The sequence below is a fragment of the Haloferula chungangensis genome, assembly GCF_042664875.1.
GTDB classification, from domain to species: domain Bacteria; phylum Verrucomicrobiota; class Verrucomicrobiia; order Verrucomicrobiales; family Akkermansiaceae; genus Haloferula; species Haloferula chungangensis.
The window spans coordinates 225,438-242,099 of record NZ_JBHTBS010000006.1 but is presented as its reverse complement, the minus strand read 5'-3'; the positions used below and the strand labels follow the sequence as shown (position 1 = coordinate 242,099).

Annotated in this window: 11 protein-coding genes; 3 read left to right on the top strand and 8 right to left on the bottom strand. The window is 56.5% G+C overall.

The features are described from left to right. Window positions 1–11 precede the first annotated feature (11 nt). Window positions 12–1,736 carry a tetratricopeptide repeat protein gene (locus tag ACFQY0_RS13120; protein ID WP_379713097.1) on the top strand — a complete coding sequence of 575 codons (1,725 nt, stop codon included), beginning with the start codon at window positions 12–14 and terminating at the stop codon, window positions 1,734–1,736. A 149-nt stretch (window positions 1,737–1,885) separates the two neighbouring features. Here ACFQY0_RS13120 and ACFQY0_RS13115 read toward each other — a convergent pair whose 3' ends face one another. The 3 genes from ACFQY0_RS13115 to ACFQY0_RS13105 all read right to left on the bottom strand — a co-directional run bounded on the left by ACFQY0_RS13115 (window position 1,886) and on the right by ACFQY0_RS13105 (window position 6,579). Further along, complete coding sequence (locus ACFQY0_RS13115) at window positions 1,886–3,139, bottom strand: glycosyltransferase family 4 protein (RefSeq protein ID WP_379713095.1); 1,254 nt, start codon at window positions 3,137–3,139, stop codon at window positions 1,886–1,888. Between the two features lie 102 nt (window positions 3,140–3,241). Next, entirely contained in the window at window positions 3,242–4,117 is an 876-nt protein-coding gene (locus tag ACFQY0_RS13110; protein ID WP_379713093.1) for a PEP-CTERM sorting domain-containing protein, read from the bottom strand. Between the two features lie 503 nt (window positions 4,118–4,620). Continuing rightward, a complete protein-coding gene (locus ACFQY0_RS13105; protein WP_379713091.1) occupies window positions 4,621–6,579 on the bottom strand; it encodes an O-antigen ligase family protein in 1,959 nt (652 codons plus the stop codon). Between the two features lie 611 nt (window positions 6,580–7,190). On the opposite strand from ACFQY0_RS13105, the gene ACFQY0_RS13100 reads away from it, so the two are divergent. Together ACFQY0_RS13100 and ACFQY0_RS13095 are read left to right on the top strand one after the other, a co-directional pair. Next, complete coding sequence (locus ACFQY0_RS13100; RefSeq protein ID WP_379713089.1) at window positions 7,191–8,102, top strand: exosortase/archaeosortase family protein; 912 nt, start codon at window positions 7,191–7,193, stop codon at window positions 8,100–8,102. Window positions 8,103–8,113: 11 nt separating this feature from the next. Then, the gene (locus ACFQY0_RS13095) at window positions 8,114–8,800 is read left to right on the top strand and encodes a hypothetical protein (RefSeq protein ID WP_379713087.1); all 687 of its coding nucleotides are present in this window, start codon (window positions 8,114–8,116) and stop codon (window positions 8,798–8,800) included. A gap of 234 nt (window positions 8,801–9,034) precedes the next feature. On the opposite strand, the gene ACFQY0_RS13090 is transcribed toward ACFQY0_RS13095, so the two are convergent. The 5 genes from ACFQY0_RS13090 to ACFQY0_RS13070 form a co-directional block, all read right to left on the bottom strand. Then, window positions 9,035–9,949: a PEP-CTERM sorting domain-containing protein gene (locus tag ACFQY0_RS13090; RefSeq protein WP_379713085.1), complete on the bottom strand. Its 915-nt coding sequence runs from the start codon at window positions 9,947–9,949 to the stop codon at window positions 9,035–9,037. A gap of 406 nt (window positions 9,950–10,355) precedes the next feature. Continuing rightward, on the bottom strand, window positions 10,356–11,279 hold the full coding sequence (locus ACFQY0_RS13085; RefSeq protein WP_379713083.1) for a PEP-CTERM sorting domain-containing protein: 924 nt from the start codon (window positions 11,277–11,279) through the stop codon (window positions 10,356–10,358). Window positions 11,280–11,629: 350 nt separating this feature from the next. Further along, complete coding sequence (locus ACFQY0_RS13080) at window positions 11,630–14,458, bottom strand: hypothetical protein (RefSeq protein WP_379713081.1); 2,829 nt, start codon at window positions 14,456–14,458, stop codon at window positions 11,630–11,632. A 134-nt stretch (window positions 14,459–14,592) separates the two neighbouring features. Further along, window positions 14,593–15,687, bottom strand: coding sequence for a glycosyltransferase family 4 protein (locus tag ACFQY0_RS13075; protein WP_379713079.1), 1,095 nt, complete (start codon window positions 15,685–15,687; stop codon window positions 14,593–14,595). A 95-nt stretch (window positions 15,688–15,782) separates the two neighbouring features. After that, window positions 15,783–16,616 (bottom strand): glycosyltransferase family 2 protein, encoded by an 834-nt coding sequence (locus ACFQY0_RS13070; protein WP_379713077.1) that lies wholly within the window; start codon window positions 16,614–16,616, stop codon window positions 15,783–15,785. Window positions 16,617–16,662 lie beyond the last annotated feature (46 nt).

The window sequence follows — 16,662 nt, the reverse complement described above, 5'->3', positions numbered from 1 at the left end:
TCGTAAAACCCATGAACCCCCTCACTCAAATCCCCTCGACTTGGGCCAATCTCCACATTCTCTGGCGCTTTCTCATCGTGCTTCTCCTCCTAGGTGCCGGCCTGTTGGCCGCGCTGGTTCCCGGAAAGGCCGCCTACCATCGCTGGAAAAGCAGCCGCAATTTCGAAGAGGCTTCCAAAGCCCTTGCCGCAAGCCGCTTCACCGAAGCCCGGGATCTGTCCCTGCAAATCCTCCGCCAAGACAGCACATCCTACGAAGCACTCCCGATCCTTCTCCGCTCGGCCTCGGCCCTCAAGGATCCAAAGGCGGGCGACGTCGCCATCGCCATCCTCCGCGACATCCGCAGCACCCCAGAGGACAAAGTCGTGGCCTGGCGCTACCTCTGCCAATCAGGCCCCACCTACATCCCGCTCAAGTCCTGGGCCCACCTGACCGATCAGAACAAGCAGTCGCTCGACTACCAATTGCCGATCATCGATCGGCTTCTTTATGATCAGATGCTGCCGGCGGCCACGGCGATCGTCATCAGCTTTCCGAAACCCTACCCGGTCGAGCTCAACTCCCGCCTCCTGACGATCCTCGCCAGAAAAAATTCTCCGGAATCCCTCGCGGAGTTTCATCGGCGCTTGGCAAGCCAGCTGCGCGATACCCCTGAAGCCTGGCCTCGCCTGCTCGAGACGGTCGACGAAATTTCGCAAGCCGATCTGGCGCGAGATGTCTACGACGCCCTCCCCGAAAGCGCTCATTCCCAGCCCTCATCCGACCCCCTCGTCGACCTGCGGATCACCCGTTGCCAAATGGCCGCTCAGCCCGAGAAAAGCGAGGAACTGCTCCGTGCCGCCATCAAACGCCACGAGGAACGCCATTCGATCGAGCTTGCGCGTTGGCTTCTCCAGATCGGCCACCCCGAAGAAGCCGCCAACTTTCTCAGTCTTGGCAAACCCTCGGAATTCTCCGATCTTTACCAACTCCAGCTTCAATATCTTGAGGCCACCGGAGCCAACGACAAGCTCAAGAGCTTCCTCGAGGCAGCACCACGCGAGGTGCCGAACTGGAAAGTCCAAACCCGTCTCGCCGTTCTGGGACGGGAAAATGGCGACCATGACCTGGCCAAGCTTGCCGTGAAAAGTGCGCTCGAATCCGCCACCGAGTCCGCAGATCCCGCCGCCCTCATCGACCTCGCCCGCGACGCCCAGAAGCGCGGGCTGGACGACCTTTCCATCGATGCCTGGACGCGCGCCCTGATTCGCGGGACCGGTCCCCTCCCTCCCTCCGAGTCAATCAGCCATGTGATCGCCCGCCTTTCGGCTCAAGGCCGCGAAGACGAGCTCTATGCCGTGCTCAGCTCGCTGCACGCAATCGAGTCCGACAACAGGGTGATCCATGCCCAATTTTTGTACATCTCCTGCCTGTCTGGTCGTGCCGAAGCCCAGTATGTGGTCGAGCAGCTCAGCCCTCTTCAGGAGAAGTATCCCGAGCTTCTCGCGCTGCGTTCCATTCTCGCCATCAGCCACGTCCTTAATGGTGATTTTGAGAAAGCGGATGAGCTCACCAATGATCCCGCGATCGACTGGTTCAGCACGAACCCCGCGTATCGCGCCATCCGAGGCATCGTTTTGGCGAAAAACGGGAAGTCCGAAGAAGCCAGCGTCTACTTTGAAAAACTCCCATGGGACGATCTGCTCCCCTCCGAAAAGCGAGTCTTCGAAACTCTCGCCGCCCCCGCCGCAGAATAGCTCACCACCCGACCCAGAACCACAAGCGCCAAAGCAAACACTGCCAACCGCTCACCGCTCACCGCTCACCGCTCACCGCTCACCGCTCACCGCTCACTGCTCACTGCTCACTGCTCACTGCTCACTGCTCACTGCTCACTCGGCACTTCTCACTCGGCACTTCTACTCCCCCCAAACAACTCCGCCACCCGCCGCGCATTCTCTCCTCGCTGGAAATGCCTTTCCGCAAAGCGCAGCGCGGCGTCACCCCGCTCGCGACGTTGGGTCGCATCACTCGCTTGTAGCAGGGCGGAGTCCAGCGCAGCAGCGTCGCCGGGCGTCACTCGCCAGCCTCCCCGGCTTTCCTCGACCCAGCGGCCGATGGAACTTTCCCCGCTGCCGACGAAAATCACCGGTCGTCCAATCGCGAAAATCCCCTGCAACTTGCTTGGCACCATGGTGCCGTCCCAGGATGGTTCCAGCGATGCCAGATGCACATCGGCACTGCGCAGGTGGGCGCCCAGCTGGGATCGGGCGACGTAATCATGCAGTTCTACGGGTGCCTTCGGGTTCTCCTTGATGAAGGCCTCAATCTCAGTGCGACGCTTCCCCCGACCGTAGAATACAAATCGGCATTTCCCCTCCAAAGGCTTCCATCGCTCGGCATTCTTCAACAGATCAAGAAACTCACCGAAGCGGTGGCCCAGACCCATGTTTCCGGAATACATCACGATCATTTCATCGTCAGACCAGCCTCGCTCGCGACGCAATTGTCGACCGGCCTGGTCATCGGAAAATTCTTCGGGAGCTTCCGTCGCCCACAGCGGCACCCATTCCGACGGCGTCTTCGCACTGAGATGATCCGCCACCCGCTCCTGCATGTCCGGCCCCAAGGTCAGAACCATCGCATTGCGTGAACCCCCAAATCCCAAACGGCTCAGAAAGGCCAAACATCGGTGCCCCCCACCATTCGCCTTGAGCATCCCGTGGGAAACCATCACGTCGGGATAGAGATCCATCACCCAGTGGGCATGGTCTCCGCCCCGCAGCCAGCTGCCAAACCGTGCCAGCAGGGAAAGAAACGGAGGCGTGGTTAGAGCGACCACCCGATCCGGGGCCGCCTGAAGGCGGAGCAACTGCCAACTTACCCCCAGGTAAAACGAGGCATAATCCAGTAGCTTACCAACGAAGCTTCCGCGTCCGAAGCGCGAAGCCCCAATGCGGATCACCCGCAGCCTCGAGTTGCCACCTGCCTCTTCGACGGCGTCCTCCGCACCCCCCTTGGTCATCGCGTAACCTCCTGCCGAGCAGAGCACCGTCACCGAATGACCCTGCTGAGCGAGGACTTCCGCCACGCTCTCCAGCATCAAGCCTGTGGGCGCTTCATCGGGAGGGAAATATTGATTGATCAGGACCAGCTTCACGCGAGGGAGGAGAGAAAAGGAGCGGGGATCAGCGACTCCTGGCAACAAAAAAGCTGCCTCCGAAGACCGAAGGCAGCTTTCTTAAAGGTTTAGACTCGAGAATCAGGCCTGGCGACGGCGGCGCATCAGACCAAGCAGCGAAAGACCACCAAGCAGCATCGCCGATGGCTCAGGAACGACGCTCAAATTGGTGAAGGCAATCAAGTTATCACCACCAAGGCCATTTACCGCATTGGGGGTTTGGTCCACGTTCCAAACTGCAGAAACGGTATCGACCGCGCGGCCACCCATTCCATTCATCTCTACGTCTGAAAATGGGAGAAAGAACGGGTTGCCCAGTGCATCTACGCCGTTGATTGCTCCAGAAAAACTCGGATTGGCACCATTCGCAGTGAATGACAAATTCAAGGTATAGAGTGAACTTGGAAATATATTGAAAGCGTATCCATAGTCAGAAACGAGGTCTCCTTGAGATACCCCCCCAACGCTATATTCCACGTGGTAGGCATTCACATTTTCGATAGCATCGAAAACCGGGAGGAAATTGAGACCGATCGTTTCTCCCAAACCAGAGGTGCCGAGGGAAAGTCCAAAACCGTCTCGATTAAAGTTCTCGTTGCTATCCACAATCGTGAAATCGACTTGGAAAATGGTTTCTTCAATTGGAAAACCTTCGACGGCATGAGTCAGATAAACATCCTGAGCCGTAGGAGCCTCGTAGTTTCCACCCAACTTTGCGGCGTTCGCGCCATCCACGGTGGAAAGCCAAGTGAGACCATTGCCACCGTCAGCGCCCGAATCATTAATCGTCCAGCCATCGACACCTGCGATCGGGGCTGGTGGATCGTCGGCACCAGGAATTCCAACGTCAGGAATGCCGAAAGTTGAAGAAGGGAAATCCGTGGTGAATGCTTGCAAAGACGCGCTCGAACCGAGAAGCACCAGGCCAAATTGGCTCAAAAATTTTAGAGAGGACATAAGAAGAGGGATTAGAGGGGAATTAGAGGGATAAAATAAGCACAAGAACCATTAGATCCGTCCGACTCATTGGCCGTGGAGGACCTCACAGAATGATCGGACCGCTCAAGGAGCGCTGACAGGCGGTTTTCCGCCACCGGTTGTGGTACCACCACTGTTGCCACCACGTGCCGCGAAGGCTACCGGCAACGCCAAGACAGCGGAAACGACAAGAAAAGCAGTGATTTTGGGGAGTGATTTCGTTTTCATAGCGAACTAGGGGATCAGTAAGGGAAACTACTGACTACGTCAATGATAATTCGAATCGTAAGGATACCCGTAAGACCCTTGGAAATCATCCCTAAAGCCGTCGCCACGATCTCAACCTTTCGCCCGGAAACCGTGATGACAGCGTGAAACCCGACCGATTGACGGCCGCCCTCGAATGCAAAAATCCAATACCGGGTGTGGCTACCTCAGGCAATCGATTGAATGGGAACTAACGGAGCCCTTCGCCATTCGTCTTATTTCGCTTCATTTGGATTCAACAGAGGAATAAATTCCTCCAGTTCGGCCTTCTGCTTAGGATATCTCCTCGCCCGGAATCGAAGCTCCCCTATGACAAAATCTGTGCCGAAACGCGTGGCAGGATCCTTATTTTCGATCCATTGAGCCCGTCGATAAGCTTCACGCCACGCGGCCTTCGATTCCTCCATGTCGTGCGGGACCCAGTCCGTCGCGTGATCAATGGACAAGAGTACCCACTGCGGGTCCAGCACTGCCTCTTTCGCGTAGGCGCTGCGCACCAGCTCATACTTATCGTCAAAATAGAGGGCCAACTGACCTGTCAGACGTTGATTCACTCGGTCAAGAGGCGAGACTTTTTCTGCCTCCAACAGAAGCCTGATCGCCAGTTCAAGCAAATCGTCGTCGGGATCTGGCTGATAGGGCAGATTGGATTTCCGGGCCGCCTCCGCCAGCACCTTGTCCCGCTCCAGAAGCGCTTGCGCCTCCAGACGAACCCGCTGCGGCGTCGCGACCGCCGACGGCCCAAGACCAAATGATTCGTGAAAAAGCAGGCAAGCTCCTAAGGTCGTCACCAGAAGTCCGACCAGCTTCGGAAGCACCCTTGAGCGCCATCCTTCTGGCGCGGCGAGGCCCTCTCCAGTCATCGAAAGCATGTAGAGAAATGCAGCCGCTAGAAAGAGAGGAACACGATGCCCCGGCACATCAATGCACCCATGAATGGGCAATAATAGTGCCCCAATCAGGCAGGCCATGCGTAGCCCCCTGAGCTTTCCCTGACGAATTTTGCGAAAGGCATCGATTCCCAGAATCACCACGAAACTCAAGCCCATTAACAGCGCCGGAACCCCCAGTTCGGCGGCCAACCACAGCCAATCATTTTCCGGGTGCAGGACATTTGCGTCGTTCTTGATCACCGATTGCTCCTGATACTGAGGAAAGAGCGCAGCAAATTGTCCCATCCCCACACCCACCAACGGAGAATCGCCGATCATGCTGGCTGTTTCTTTCCATAGAGGCAGTCTCAGACCTAGCGCGCCGAATTCGACGGCTGGGGGCGAATCGAGCTCGGCGGCCGAATTTGGGGACAGGGTCTCGCCTGCTGGCGATTCCGCCACGAGCTCGGTTCCCATCAGACGGCCTTTCAGGCGAGTGTCGGTGAGCATGAATCCCGCCAGCGCTGTGGCGCCGATCAAAACCATGGCCATCACCGCATGGCGACCGAGATAGCGCACGCCGAGACCGGCGAATAGGAGCACAGAGCCCAGCCCCACCAAGAGCACTCCTGAGCGGCTTATCGACCAGAAGAGCACCGCCCAGAGACAGACCCCGGTCGTCAGCAAGCCACCCAGCAAGAGCATCCAGCGCTTGTCGCGGATCGCTTGCACCACGCAGCCCAAACCGGTGATAAAGCCCATCGAAAGCAGCGTCGAGGTGTGATTGCGGTTGGGAAAGATCCCGAAATCGCCGTCGGCCATTCCCACCGCTAGCGGCTCGCGATACACGAAGCAGCCCACGGCGTAGGCCGCCACGAGCGCGCTGAAACTCAGCGCCAGGAATCCCAGTGCCTGCGAGGAACACCGCTGAGTCGTCAGCCACAGGCCCACCGCCACGGTGGCCGCCAGGCCCAGCGTCAGCTCAAAGGCCTGTCTCACCTGGATGACCTGCAGATCACCGACCTCGATCCCGACCGCCTCGAAGCCACGCCGCCACTCGGGAATCCCAAACCACGCGGCCGGAAGGAAGGCACCCATCGCTAAAACCACCACCGCCACTGCCAACCACGCATAGCGCGACGCGGCGACTTGGGCTCGGGAGCACAGCATCACCGCGCCAGCGAGGACAAAAATCAAACCGTGATTGAAGTCCCAGGCTGCACGACTGGTCAGCACTCCGACAAAAATCGCCGCAAGGAAGAGGAACAGCAGGGCACTGCGACTGGTGTTGAAAAGAGACACCCGGTAAAAGAGACAAATAATTCCAATTTCGGGAACGAGAAAAATCCCGTTTTTCCCTCGCCTAACTCCAAGGCCTAACTCCTCCACCAACCGAGCCGATCCACCACGCTACCCAATGCCTTTAAGGATTGGGAGAATCCTGGATTCCGATCGACATCCCGATAGGGATGACAGCATGTAGCCTCGGATCGAGGAGCGGCGACGACGAGCACCCCGGGTTTGGATGGGTTCTTGAATCGGCACCCTGAAAGGTGTGCCAGCAAGGTCGGATCCGCCACTGACGTCCGCGCCCGCTGCGACCCCCTACCGGGGTCGAATTCATTCCTCGACGCGGGTCCCCGGGTGGTCGTCGCCAAGGCTCCTCGACCCGGGGCTACAAGCGATGATCCCTGCCGGGATCGAGATGCAAGATCCGAACATCGAATCCTTAAAGGTATTGGGCTGAAGCCGGAGTTCCCCTGAAGGTTTGCGGTCTTCCAAGCCGCTTCAAAGCGAGGTCGCCCTGCCATGACGGGACCTGTGTTTCATTTTTCTGGCCCGATCATGGCTGGACTTTAGCCTCCCAGTCCCTGACAAAAAGCCGTCCCGATCCCCCGGCGTAGTAACAAACGATGTCTCCCCCCCCCGCAGCGATTGATGAGAAAGGCAGGACAATCTTCGGATTGATTTTCATCGCCATCCTGTGGTTGCAGCTCTGCTTCGTCCTGATCCCCAGCTGGGAAGGCGGAACCTACTATGACTACGGCTGGCTGGTCCCGCCGGCCATCGCCTTTCTCGCCTACCAGCGTTGGCAGGATGTCCTCCCGCCACAGCCCGCGCCGAAGCATCAGGCCTGGCTCAAAATTCTCATCTTTCTCGGGGTTCTCAGCATCATCCCGATCCGGGTCATAGAGCATGTCGATGCGCTGTGGCGCTTTCCCCTTTGGGCCCACGCCTTCGTCATGTTAGGGATTACGCATCTCAGCTTGGTTTTACTGAAAGGCTGGCGCCGGAGCCTCCATCTGGCTCCCGCAACGTTCATGATTCTTGTCGCCGTGCCGCTGCCTACCAGTGTGCAGTCCGCACTGGTCGAGGCGCTAACGGGATTCATCCTCGATCTGTCCAGCCAAGTTCTTCCCATGATGGGTTTTCCGGCGATCCTTTCCGGCACGGCCTTCGTGGTGGATGGCAAGCTCCTCGACGTCACTGAAGGCTGCAGCGGAATCCGCTCGTTTCAAAGCTGCATCACCGCCGCTCTGGTGCTTGGGGAACTCAGTCGTTTCAAGATTCCGACACGGCTGTTTCTGCTAATCGCCTCCCTGGCGATTGCGATCATCGCCAATACCATCCGCATCGTCACCCTGACCCAGATCGCCTATACCGAAGGTCATGACGCGATGGACAAGGCCCATGACCCGGTCGGGCTATGGACTGCGGTCGCCACCTACGTTTTGGTAGCAGGCTTGGCGTGGCTGATCAGCGCATGGAGCACCCACGGAAAAAAAGTGAAGGTCGTGCGCAAGAAGGTCGCAAATTCAGCCTAAATTCTCAACCCATGAAGACCTCAGGCAAAATTTTCTTCGTCATCGCCTGCTTGGCGCTCGCGGCAAGTGAAGGCGTTCGACTCTGGTGGTTCTCGCAGGATCAAAGCGACCCCGAACTGCGAAGCTACCTCAAATGGACGCCGCCGCCCCATGCCGTTAATCAGCATTTCTCAGAGACCACCGGTGCCGACGTCCTCAATCAGGATGAAGGCATTCAGTACCTTATCGAGAATGGTGACCAGAGCCCTTCTGTTGAAGTGCTCTACCTTGATTACGAAAATGGCAATCCCCACGTTCTCGCTGACCTCGGCTCCCACACTCCGGAAGTCTGTTTCTCCGCTTCTGGCGCAAAGCTAATCGAGGAGTTCCCGATCAAGGAACTGGAAGTGAAGCAGGAAAAGCTCTACATCCGCCAATGGTATTTCGGAAATCCCCTCTCGGATAAGACCTTCTATGTCTTCAAGATCGTCTGGTCACCCGGCGCGACCCACTACGAAGAAGTCTTCCGTCACAGCGAGTCTTCTCCCGTGCCGCTGGGATCGAAGCTCCGGCGGGCCAAATTAAAAGCGGCTCAAGAAGGCCTCAATTCACCCGCAACCCGGGTCATCCTGGCCATGGTGCGGGGCACCGAAGATTACGAGCTCGCTTGGGATGCCTTCAAGCAGGTCACCATCGATCGACTCGAAGTCGCCAAGTAGCACCCTCGTTTCTCATACCCTGAGAAGTCACCCCTACAAGTCGACATTGGAACCGCCAGATTACGCAGATTACACAGATTTTTGGAGGGAGTGGTGATATCGCCGCTTCTTCTGATGGCTTCGGGTCATCCCGCTACGTGCGCGGCAAAACTTCTCCCAAATCTTCAAAGCACAAAAAAGCACCAGGGCCCGTGGGGCTCTGATGCTTTTGGAAATCGAATGACCTCAGTTCGCTCAGGCGCGACGCCTACGACGCAGCAAGCTCAGGCTCATGAGACTGCTGATCAGAAGCGCGCTGGAGGGCTCAGGAACGGCAATGAAGGCGGCGTTGTCGAGACGTACCGCACCGCTGCCGGTCTGGTTGAAACGAACCTTGAGGGTGTCGCCCGGATCAAGGATGAAGCCGGACAGATCCAAGACGTAATCGACGTAATTGGAGCCTGTTCCATACACGATGGCATTGGGAACCGGAATCGTGATGCCATTATCAGTGAAGCGAGTGTCAGCGGGCGAACCCGTGGTCAGCCCCCCCACCGGATTCGAATGAACGCCCGAATATCCCAACTGGGCGAGGATTGAGTAGTTGTAAGTGGTTCCACCTTTGACGTGTGAAACCGTGAAGTTAGCAATATTTGCGACCGCCGTAGGCTTGTTCACGTCCCCGAGAAAGGCATCGAACACGAAGCTCTGCAGCTCGTAGGAGGTTTGTGTCCCGTTGTGCAAAATGAGATCGCTGTCATTGGTCACGGCAACCCGGCCATTCATGGTCGTGCCGGGCTGATTACCGACAAATCCTGTGGGATCCGTGTATCCGGCATTCAACCGCGGATCTCCGCTGCCAGGAATTTCATCGTTCTTAACGCCGACATACGGAGTTTGACCAGTCTTCATGCCACCTCTTGCGGCAGAATCAGGGCCATACCAATTGTCCGTCGATCCACCACTATCCGTCGCTCGGGTGTGGCGAAACAAGGTCGTGGGATGATTGTACATTCCGGAAACTCCTTCATTTGCAGGCGAATTGACGTGCGAGATCAGGCTGGCATTGGTCGTAAACTCGTTCCAGCCAGCAAGGAGGATGGCAGCAGATCCTGTCTGGGTAATCACGACAGAAACTGCGGAAAGACCTAATAAGGTACGTATATTCATGTTTGTTTGCGTTGGGGGAACCCTGCAACAGGCAGAGTCATGGTAAAAAACTTGGTAGGCCTGCACCCACCGGAAGTTGGTGGATTTCGGTGGGCCGAGCAACACCTTACACAGTTTGAGGCGATGTCACGGGATTTTTGAAATCAACTCACTTACGCAACGATGGAAAGCGACTCTTTGGAAAGCGTCTCCATCGCACCAAGCGGATCGATCCCTCCGTCACCGCTTTCTCAGACCCTGATACCAGAGTCGTTCGGCATGCAGAATCCCGATGATGTAATTCAAATGAGTAAGGTGTGGCAACTCGAGGTGGAAACGGGTGAGACATCGACGCCTTCTCCCGTAAAAAAAACACCGGAGCCCGTGAGGCTCCGGTGTTTTGGGAAAGTCAGATGACTCGGACGGATTAACGGCGACGACGGTGACCCATCAAGCCGAGGCCCAGGATACCACCAAGCGCAAGCGCGGAGGATGGCTCAGGCACAGCGATGAAGGCTGCGTTGTCGATACGAACCGCACCGCTACCCGTTTGGTTGAAGCGAATCTTGATCGCGTCGCCGGGATCAAGCGTAAGCCCTTGCAGGTCGACCAAATAGTCAACGTAGTTCGTGCCGGTTCCATACACAATCGCGTTGGGAACAGGAATGCTGATAGCATCTGGAGCGAATGGAGTGTCTACAGGTGTCAGCGCGTTGAAGCCTGCAACAGCAGGATTGGAGTGCACACCCGTGAAGCCTTGCGAAGCAAGGATCGAGTAGTTCTCAGCGGCTCCGCCACCATTTCTAAGGATCGAGACCGTAAAGTTGGCAAATTGAGCCGAAGCGCCTGGAGCACTGACTTCTCCAAGGAAGGCGTCAAACACGAAACTACGTAACTTGAACGAATCAGCGGAACCATTGAAGAGAAGGATGTCACTGTCGTTGGTCACGGCGACTCGACCGTTCATGGTCGTTCCTGGCTGAGCTCCATTGAAACCAACAGGATCCGAGTATCCGGCTGCCAAACGCGGATCTAGTGGTCCTCCCGTTTCCGGATTCTGAGGGCCTGCATATGGGGATTGACCGGTCTTCAAACCGCCAGTCGCCAACGAATCAGGACCATACCAATTGTCGGTGGATCCACCATTGTCAGTTGCCTGGGTGTGACGGAAGACGGTGTTCGCGTCATCATAAAGACCCGCGACACCTTCATTCGCAGGCGAATTCACGGTCGAGATTTGACTGGCATTGGGGGTAAACTCGTGCCAGCCAGCAAGGACGAAGTCCGCTGAGCCAGTCTGGACGGAGGCGACAGCTGCAGCTGTGATGCCTAGGATTGTTTTAGTTTTCATATACTATTTTACGTTTTCGGGGGTTGTTCTCTGGAGAGTCTGTAACTTTTTGAAATTCTGCCTAGTGAGAGATCGAGGTCAAACAAGTTTCTCAACGATTCCAAAAGGCAAAACTCTAATGCAAAAGCCAGGAGATGCCTGACACGAGGTTGGTATACGTGACTTCACTGATATTACAAGAAATTTTAGCGGATATCTCATTCGAATTTCGCCGCAATCCAGAGACCTCAATGTTAATTCTTGATATTCAGCGAGTTACGACGAAATGCGCCTTCAGGTTTAGAGATCGAAAATCCTCTAACTTTCTTTAGGTTTCCGAATATCCTCGGACCATTTGGCCCTTAGTTGGCTTACTGGGCCTCGGTCCCCTCCTCATCAGGGAAGGCCAGCACGCGCTTTTCGGCTTGGGAGAGCTTGCTCCAATCGATCTTTCCGGCCATGCCAAGCGCCTCCTGCACCTGACCCTGCTGCCGCAGCGCATTTGCATAAATGGCTTGGTTGGAAGGGGATAGCGCCATCGGATCAGGCGAGACTTGCGTCAGAAGATCAAGAGCAACTTGAGCATCCCCCGCTTGAAGCGAGATCAGCGCGAGGGCATCGCGTAAGCCTTCCGTTTCAGGCTCACTTTCCAGCAGTCGCTGGAGTTCCGCCACCTCATTTTCGCTCACTTTGCCGTGCAGTGCCTTGAGATAGATGCGCTTGATGCTCACCTTGGCCTCCTTGACTTCCCGAGGTTTCTCTTTGGATTGATCGAGGCCGAGAAGCCTCAGTTCGGCCTCCGAGAATTCTTCCCAAGAGATCTGTTGCGAAATCTGGGACGCTTCCTCCTTCTGACCGAGAGCGTAAAGGGCATTTGCATACACGGCCTGGTTCGGTGCCGAGAGGGCTAGCGGGTCCGAGGAGATTTCCTTGAGAGTATCGAGTGCGGCCTGAGGCTCTCCGGTCTGCAGCAGCACGAGAGCGAGCGCATCGCGCAAGCCCTCCTTATCAGGCATCGTCTTGAGCAAGCGACGGAGCTGATCGACGTCCTGCTTGCTCACCCGGCCGTGGAGCGCCTTGAGATACAGGCGATTATTGATCAGATCATCATCGAGATCATTCTCGGTGCGTCGCAGCGAGAGCAGCCGAAGTTCAGCCGCCGAGAGGTCTTCCCATTTGATCTTATCGGCGATCTCCATCGCCTCTTCCTCCTCGCCGAGGGCGTAGAGAGCGTTGGCATAGATCGCCTGGTTCGGCGATGAAAGCTCCAGAGGATTCGTCGAGATTTCCTTGAGGATATCGATGGCCGCCTGGGGCTCCCCATTTTGCAGCAATACGAGGGCGAGACTATCCCGCAGACCCTGAGCGTCCGGATTGCTTGCCAGCAGACGGCGAAGCTCGCTTACGTCTTCGCTGTTTACTCTGCCATAGAGCGCTTTCAGATAGAGACGGTTGTTCTGGAGTCGATCTCGAGGAGATTGATCCGTAGGATTGAGCGTCAAGACATGCAGCTCGGCTTGGGAAAGCCGATCCCAGGCAATCTGAGAAGCCAGTTGTTTTGCTTCCTCCTCTCGGCCGAGGGCGGCGAGGGCATTCGCGTAAATGGCCTGGCTGGAGATGGATAGCTTCGAGGGCTCAGCCGAGATTTCCTTGAGGAGATCAATGGCAGGCTGCGGCTCTTCATTTCGGAGTAGAACCAGAGCCAAGGAATCTTTCACCGACTGATTTCCGGGATAAGTCTCCAGCAGCTGGCGGAGCTGGGCCACATCGTCATCATCCACTTTGCCGTGGAGCGCTTTGAGGTAGATGTAGTTGTTGACCAGAAAGGGGTTCTCCGGCTCACGGAACAACAGGATCTCACAGATCTTCTGCACTCTTTCGGTCTCGCCACGCTTCATCAACCACTCGAAGAGCGGGGAAAGCAAAGTCGACTCCGGAGGGAGCCCCAGCGGATGGAGGATCCCTTGTGCCAAAGCTTCCATCTGGCGATCATGGTCTCCAAGATACCCGGCACTGGTGGCGAGGGAATAGAACCAGTTCTCGCTGAAATCCACCTTGGCCGCATTGACCGCCTTCTCCCAGTTACTGACAAACTTCGGTTCGTCCCCGATTCTAAAAGCAGCCGAGGCTCGCGCCGAAAACAGCAGGGGTTCCACGATGACCGCCGACGGATTCTCCAATTCCAGATCCATCTGCTCCCAACGCTGGAGGGCTTCAAGCGCATTGAGGCGATCGGAGAACAAACCCGTGTCCGCCTTGGCAATCTCCGAATCCGTCAGGTCAACGATGCGCTGAAAAGCACCAAGTCGCTTCAACCACCTCACCAATTCGGGTAGGTGGTCCTCCTTATATTCAGTGATCACGCTTTCAATCGTTTGATCGCGGTCAACCTGCTTCAAGCCGAGTTTCAAGAACTGAATATTGAGATAATCGGCGGTGCTTAGGTCGGGATCGTTCTCAAAGCGCTTAATCGTCGCTTCCGCCAACGGACCGTAGATCCAGTTGTCGGGAAGCGAGGCGAGGAAGGTGAGCGCTCTAAGAGCCAACTCGCGATCGCCATCCTTCATCACGCTTTCCAAGCGTGCAGAGGCAACCTCGCGAGCCCCTTTAAGTCCGCTGCTGACGACACCTTGAGCCAACAATAGGTCCAACGAAACGTCTCGAGTCTCGCCAATCGGTTCATCAGCGAGGTGAATGGCTTTCTGGTATTCCCCATTCAAGAGCAGCCACCTCACCATCTGGTAATGGATGGCCGGCAACTTCTTCTCTTCGTCAGAAAGAAACTTGACCATTTGCGCGGCGTTGACGAGATCACGCGTTTCCAGCGCATATTCGAATGCCATGGCCCGGTCCTTTGGCTTGGCTTCGGGATGGGCGAAGAGCGAGTAGACGATCGCGAGTGAGCGGGGATCACGGCTTTCCACCGCCGCCTTCGCAAGGGTCCGCAAGGCCTCAAAACTGCCCTTGTTTTGCAGGGAAGCCACCGCCGCCCGTTTGGCTTCCTTCCAGTCGCCAGCCTCCGCATACTGGTGGGCTTCCTCATTGAGGGATTGAGCCCTCCAGTCCTTGAACTTCCCCACTGCAGGGCGATAGGCAAATACCGCGGCGACAGCACCGACGACCAGAATCGTCAGGAGGATCAGGAACTTGGCATGCTTCCGTAAAAAGGAGGATTTTGGGGAGTTGGGGGACTTTGCCATATCGGAAGAGTTAACTGAAAATCAAAAACTGAAAACCGCAAATTTCACACCATCCACCATCAAGTGGGGCGGAGTCCAACCCCAATCGCGTGGGGCAAAGCCCTTTACGCGACGCGACGCGACGGCACGCGGTTTCAACTCATAAGCTTCTCAGCCCAGGAATCGACTGAGAACCCTGCGATGATCTGACGCGAGCAAGCCCCCATTTCCGCCAAGCGTTCAGGGGGGGACTCCGCCAGTTGATCGAGCTTCGTCCGCAGGGCGGATTCATCACCGCTTGGAAAGCTCCATCCATTTTCTCCCACCCGCAGCAGATCCGGTGCGCCTCCTACGGCATCGGACAACAGGATCGGCAGACCCGCCGCCATCGCTTCATTCACGACCAGACCCCACGGCTCGAAGTTGCTGGGCAAGACGAAGCATGACGCCGAGGCATAAAGGTCTGGCAAAGAATCATAGTCCAACCAGTCGCGCAATTCGATCGGGGCTCCCACCGAAGCCTCGGCGAGCTTGTCTTTCAGGGGGCCTCCTCCCACCAAAACCAGCTTCCACGACTCGCTAAGCTTCGATTGCTTGAAAGCGGCCACCAGCAGCTCGAGGCTCTTTTCCTCGGCAAATCGGGCGACGCAGAGCAGAATTCTTCGCCCTTTCTCGTCCCTAACAAAGTCCGGTGAGTTTGACTTTCTTGAAGCGTGGCCGGCTGCGAAATGGTCATTATCGACGACGCTGTATCCGGCAAACACCGCAGATTCCGGAAAACCCAGACGCTTCACGAAGTGATCCCGGGCCAACACTCCGGAAACGAAGCATCGGTGGGTAACTCCGCGCAAAAACAGGCCTTTAGCCCAATCCATTCCCTTGCGGCCAGGGTACCAGGATTCGGCAAACATTGTCACCCTTCTTCCCGTCAGACGCGACCAGACGAGCATCAGCATGTAGGCCAAGCGTCCGTAGCCGGGAATCGCCACGTGGCTCACCCCCTGCTCTCTAACGAGTCGGCGAAATGCCATGAAAGCCTCCAAGTCGCCGAGCTCGCCAACCGGCTTTCGAACCAGCACGAAGTGATTAGGATCATCCTCCGTACCTTGCCACTCATAGAGACCGTCGGCTGTTCCGAGATCGGCGGCGAGACAGGCGTCGCTACCGACGCGCCGAATCGTCGCCTTCCACCGGGCACGATGGTAGTCGCCCATTCGCTCCCATAGCAGAAGGTGCTTTTCAGACTTCATTGCAAACTGTTCCACATTTTCCACATTTTCCAGATCTCAGGCAGCTCTCCGGCCAAGGCGATCAAGTGATTCCGGTGATCCCGAACGGCGCTTCCTCACGGAGCCTTCGCCGCGGGGCGAGATGTTCCGGTCTTCGCTTCCTGAATTTTGACCGTGATCAGAAAATCGTAGAACGACTGCAGCACACAGTAAACGAAGCCGGGATAACCATCCAGAATTCCCAGGCGAACAAAATACAGATAGATGAATTTGAATACCCAGCGGAATGGCACTCGGGCATGGACTTGTTTCATCGCGCGCTTTCGCGCCATTCCTCCCTTGAGCAGATCTGGCCACTGGATCGACTGCTCGGCTTGTTCGTTGAAATGCTTCGCCTCCTCATCCGAATAGCGGTTGTGTTTCTGCACCCAGTCGCTGATCCCCTTTGAGAAGTTGTAGTGATCGTAGGCCACATCGATGTGGCCCAAACTCCGTTTCACCTGATCTTCCCGTTGGCCATGCCCTGCTTTGGCGAAGCGGACCTCACCGACTTTCAAGAGACGAACCTGGGGATAAGGGTATTGCGTGCTATGTCGGATCCAGCGCCCCAGAAAAATAATTTTGTTCGGCACAAAAAAAGCGCTGTGCTGATCCTCGCGAATCACCCGTTCGCACTCACGGCGCAGTTCCTCGTTGAATCGCTCATCGGCATCCAGGTGAAACACCCAGGGATGCCTGAATTTGATCTGGTCCAGAGCGTGGTTACGTTGCGAACCAAAATCATCGAAAGGCCGCTCATACACCCGCGCCCCGGACTTTTCTGCCAGCTCCTGAGTACGGTCCTCGCTCAGGGAATCCAGCACGACAACGTCGTCACACCAACCGACCGATTCAAGACACGCCGGCAGATTGATCTCCTCGTCCTTTGTTAGAATAAGAATCGAAAACATGGTGAGCGATAATCCGCGGAAAATTGGCCAGGATGACTATTCTCAA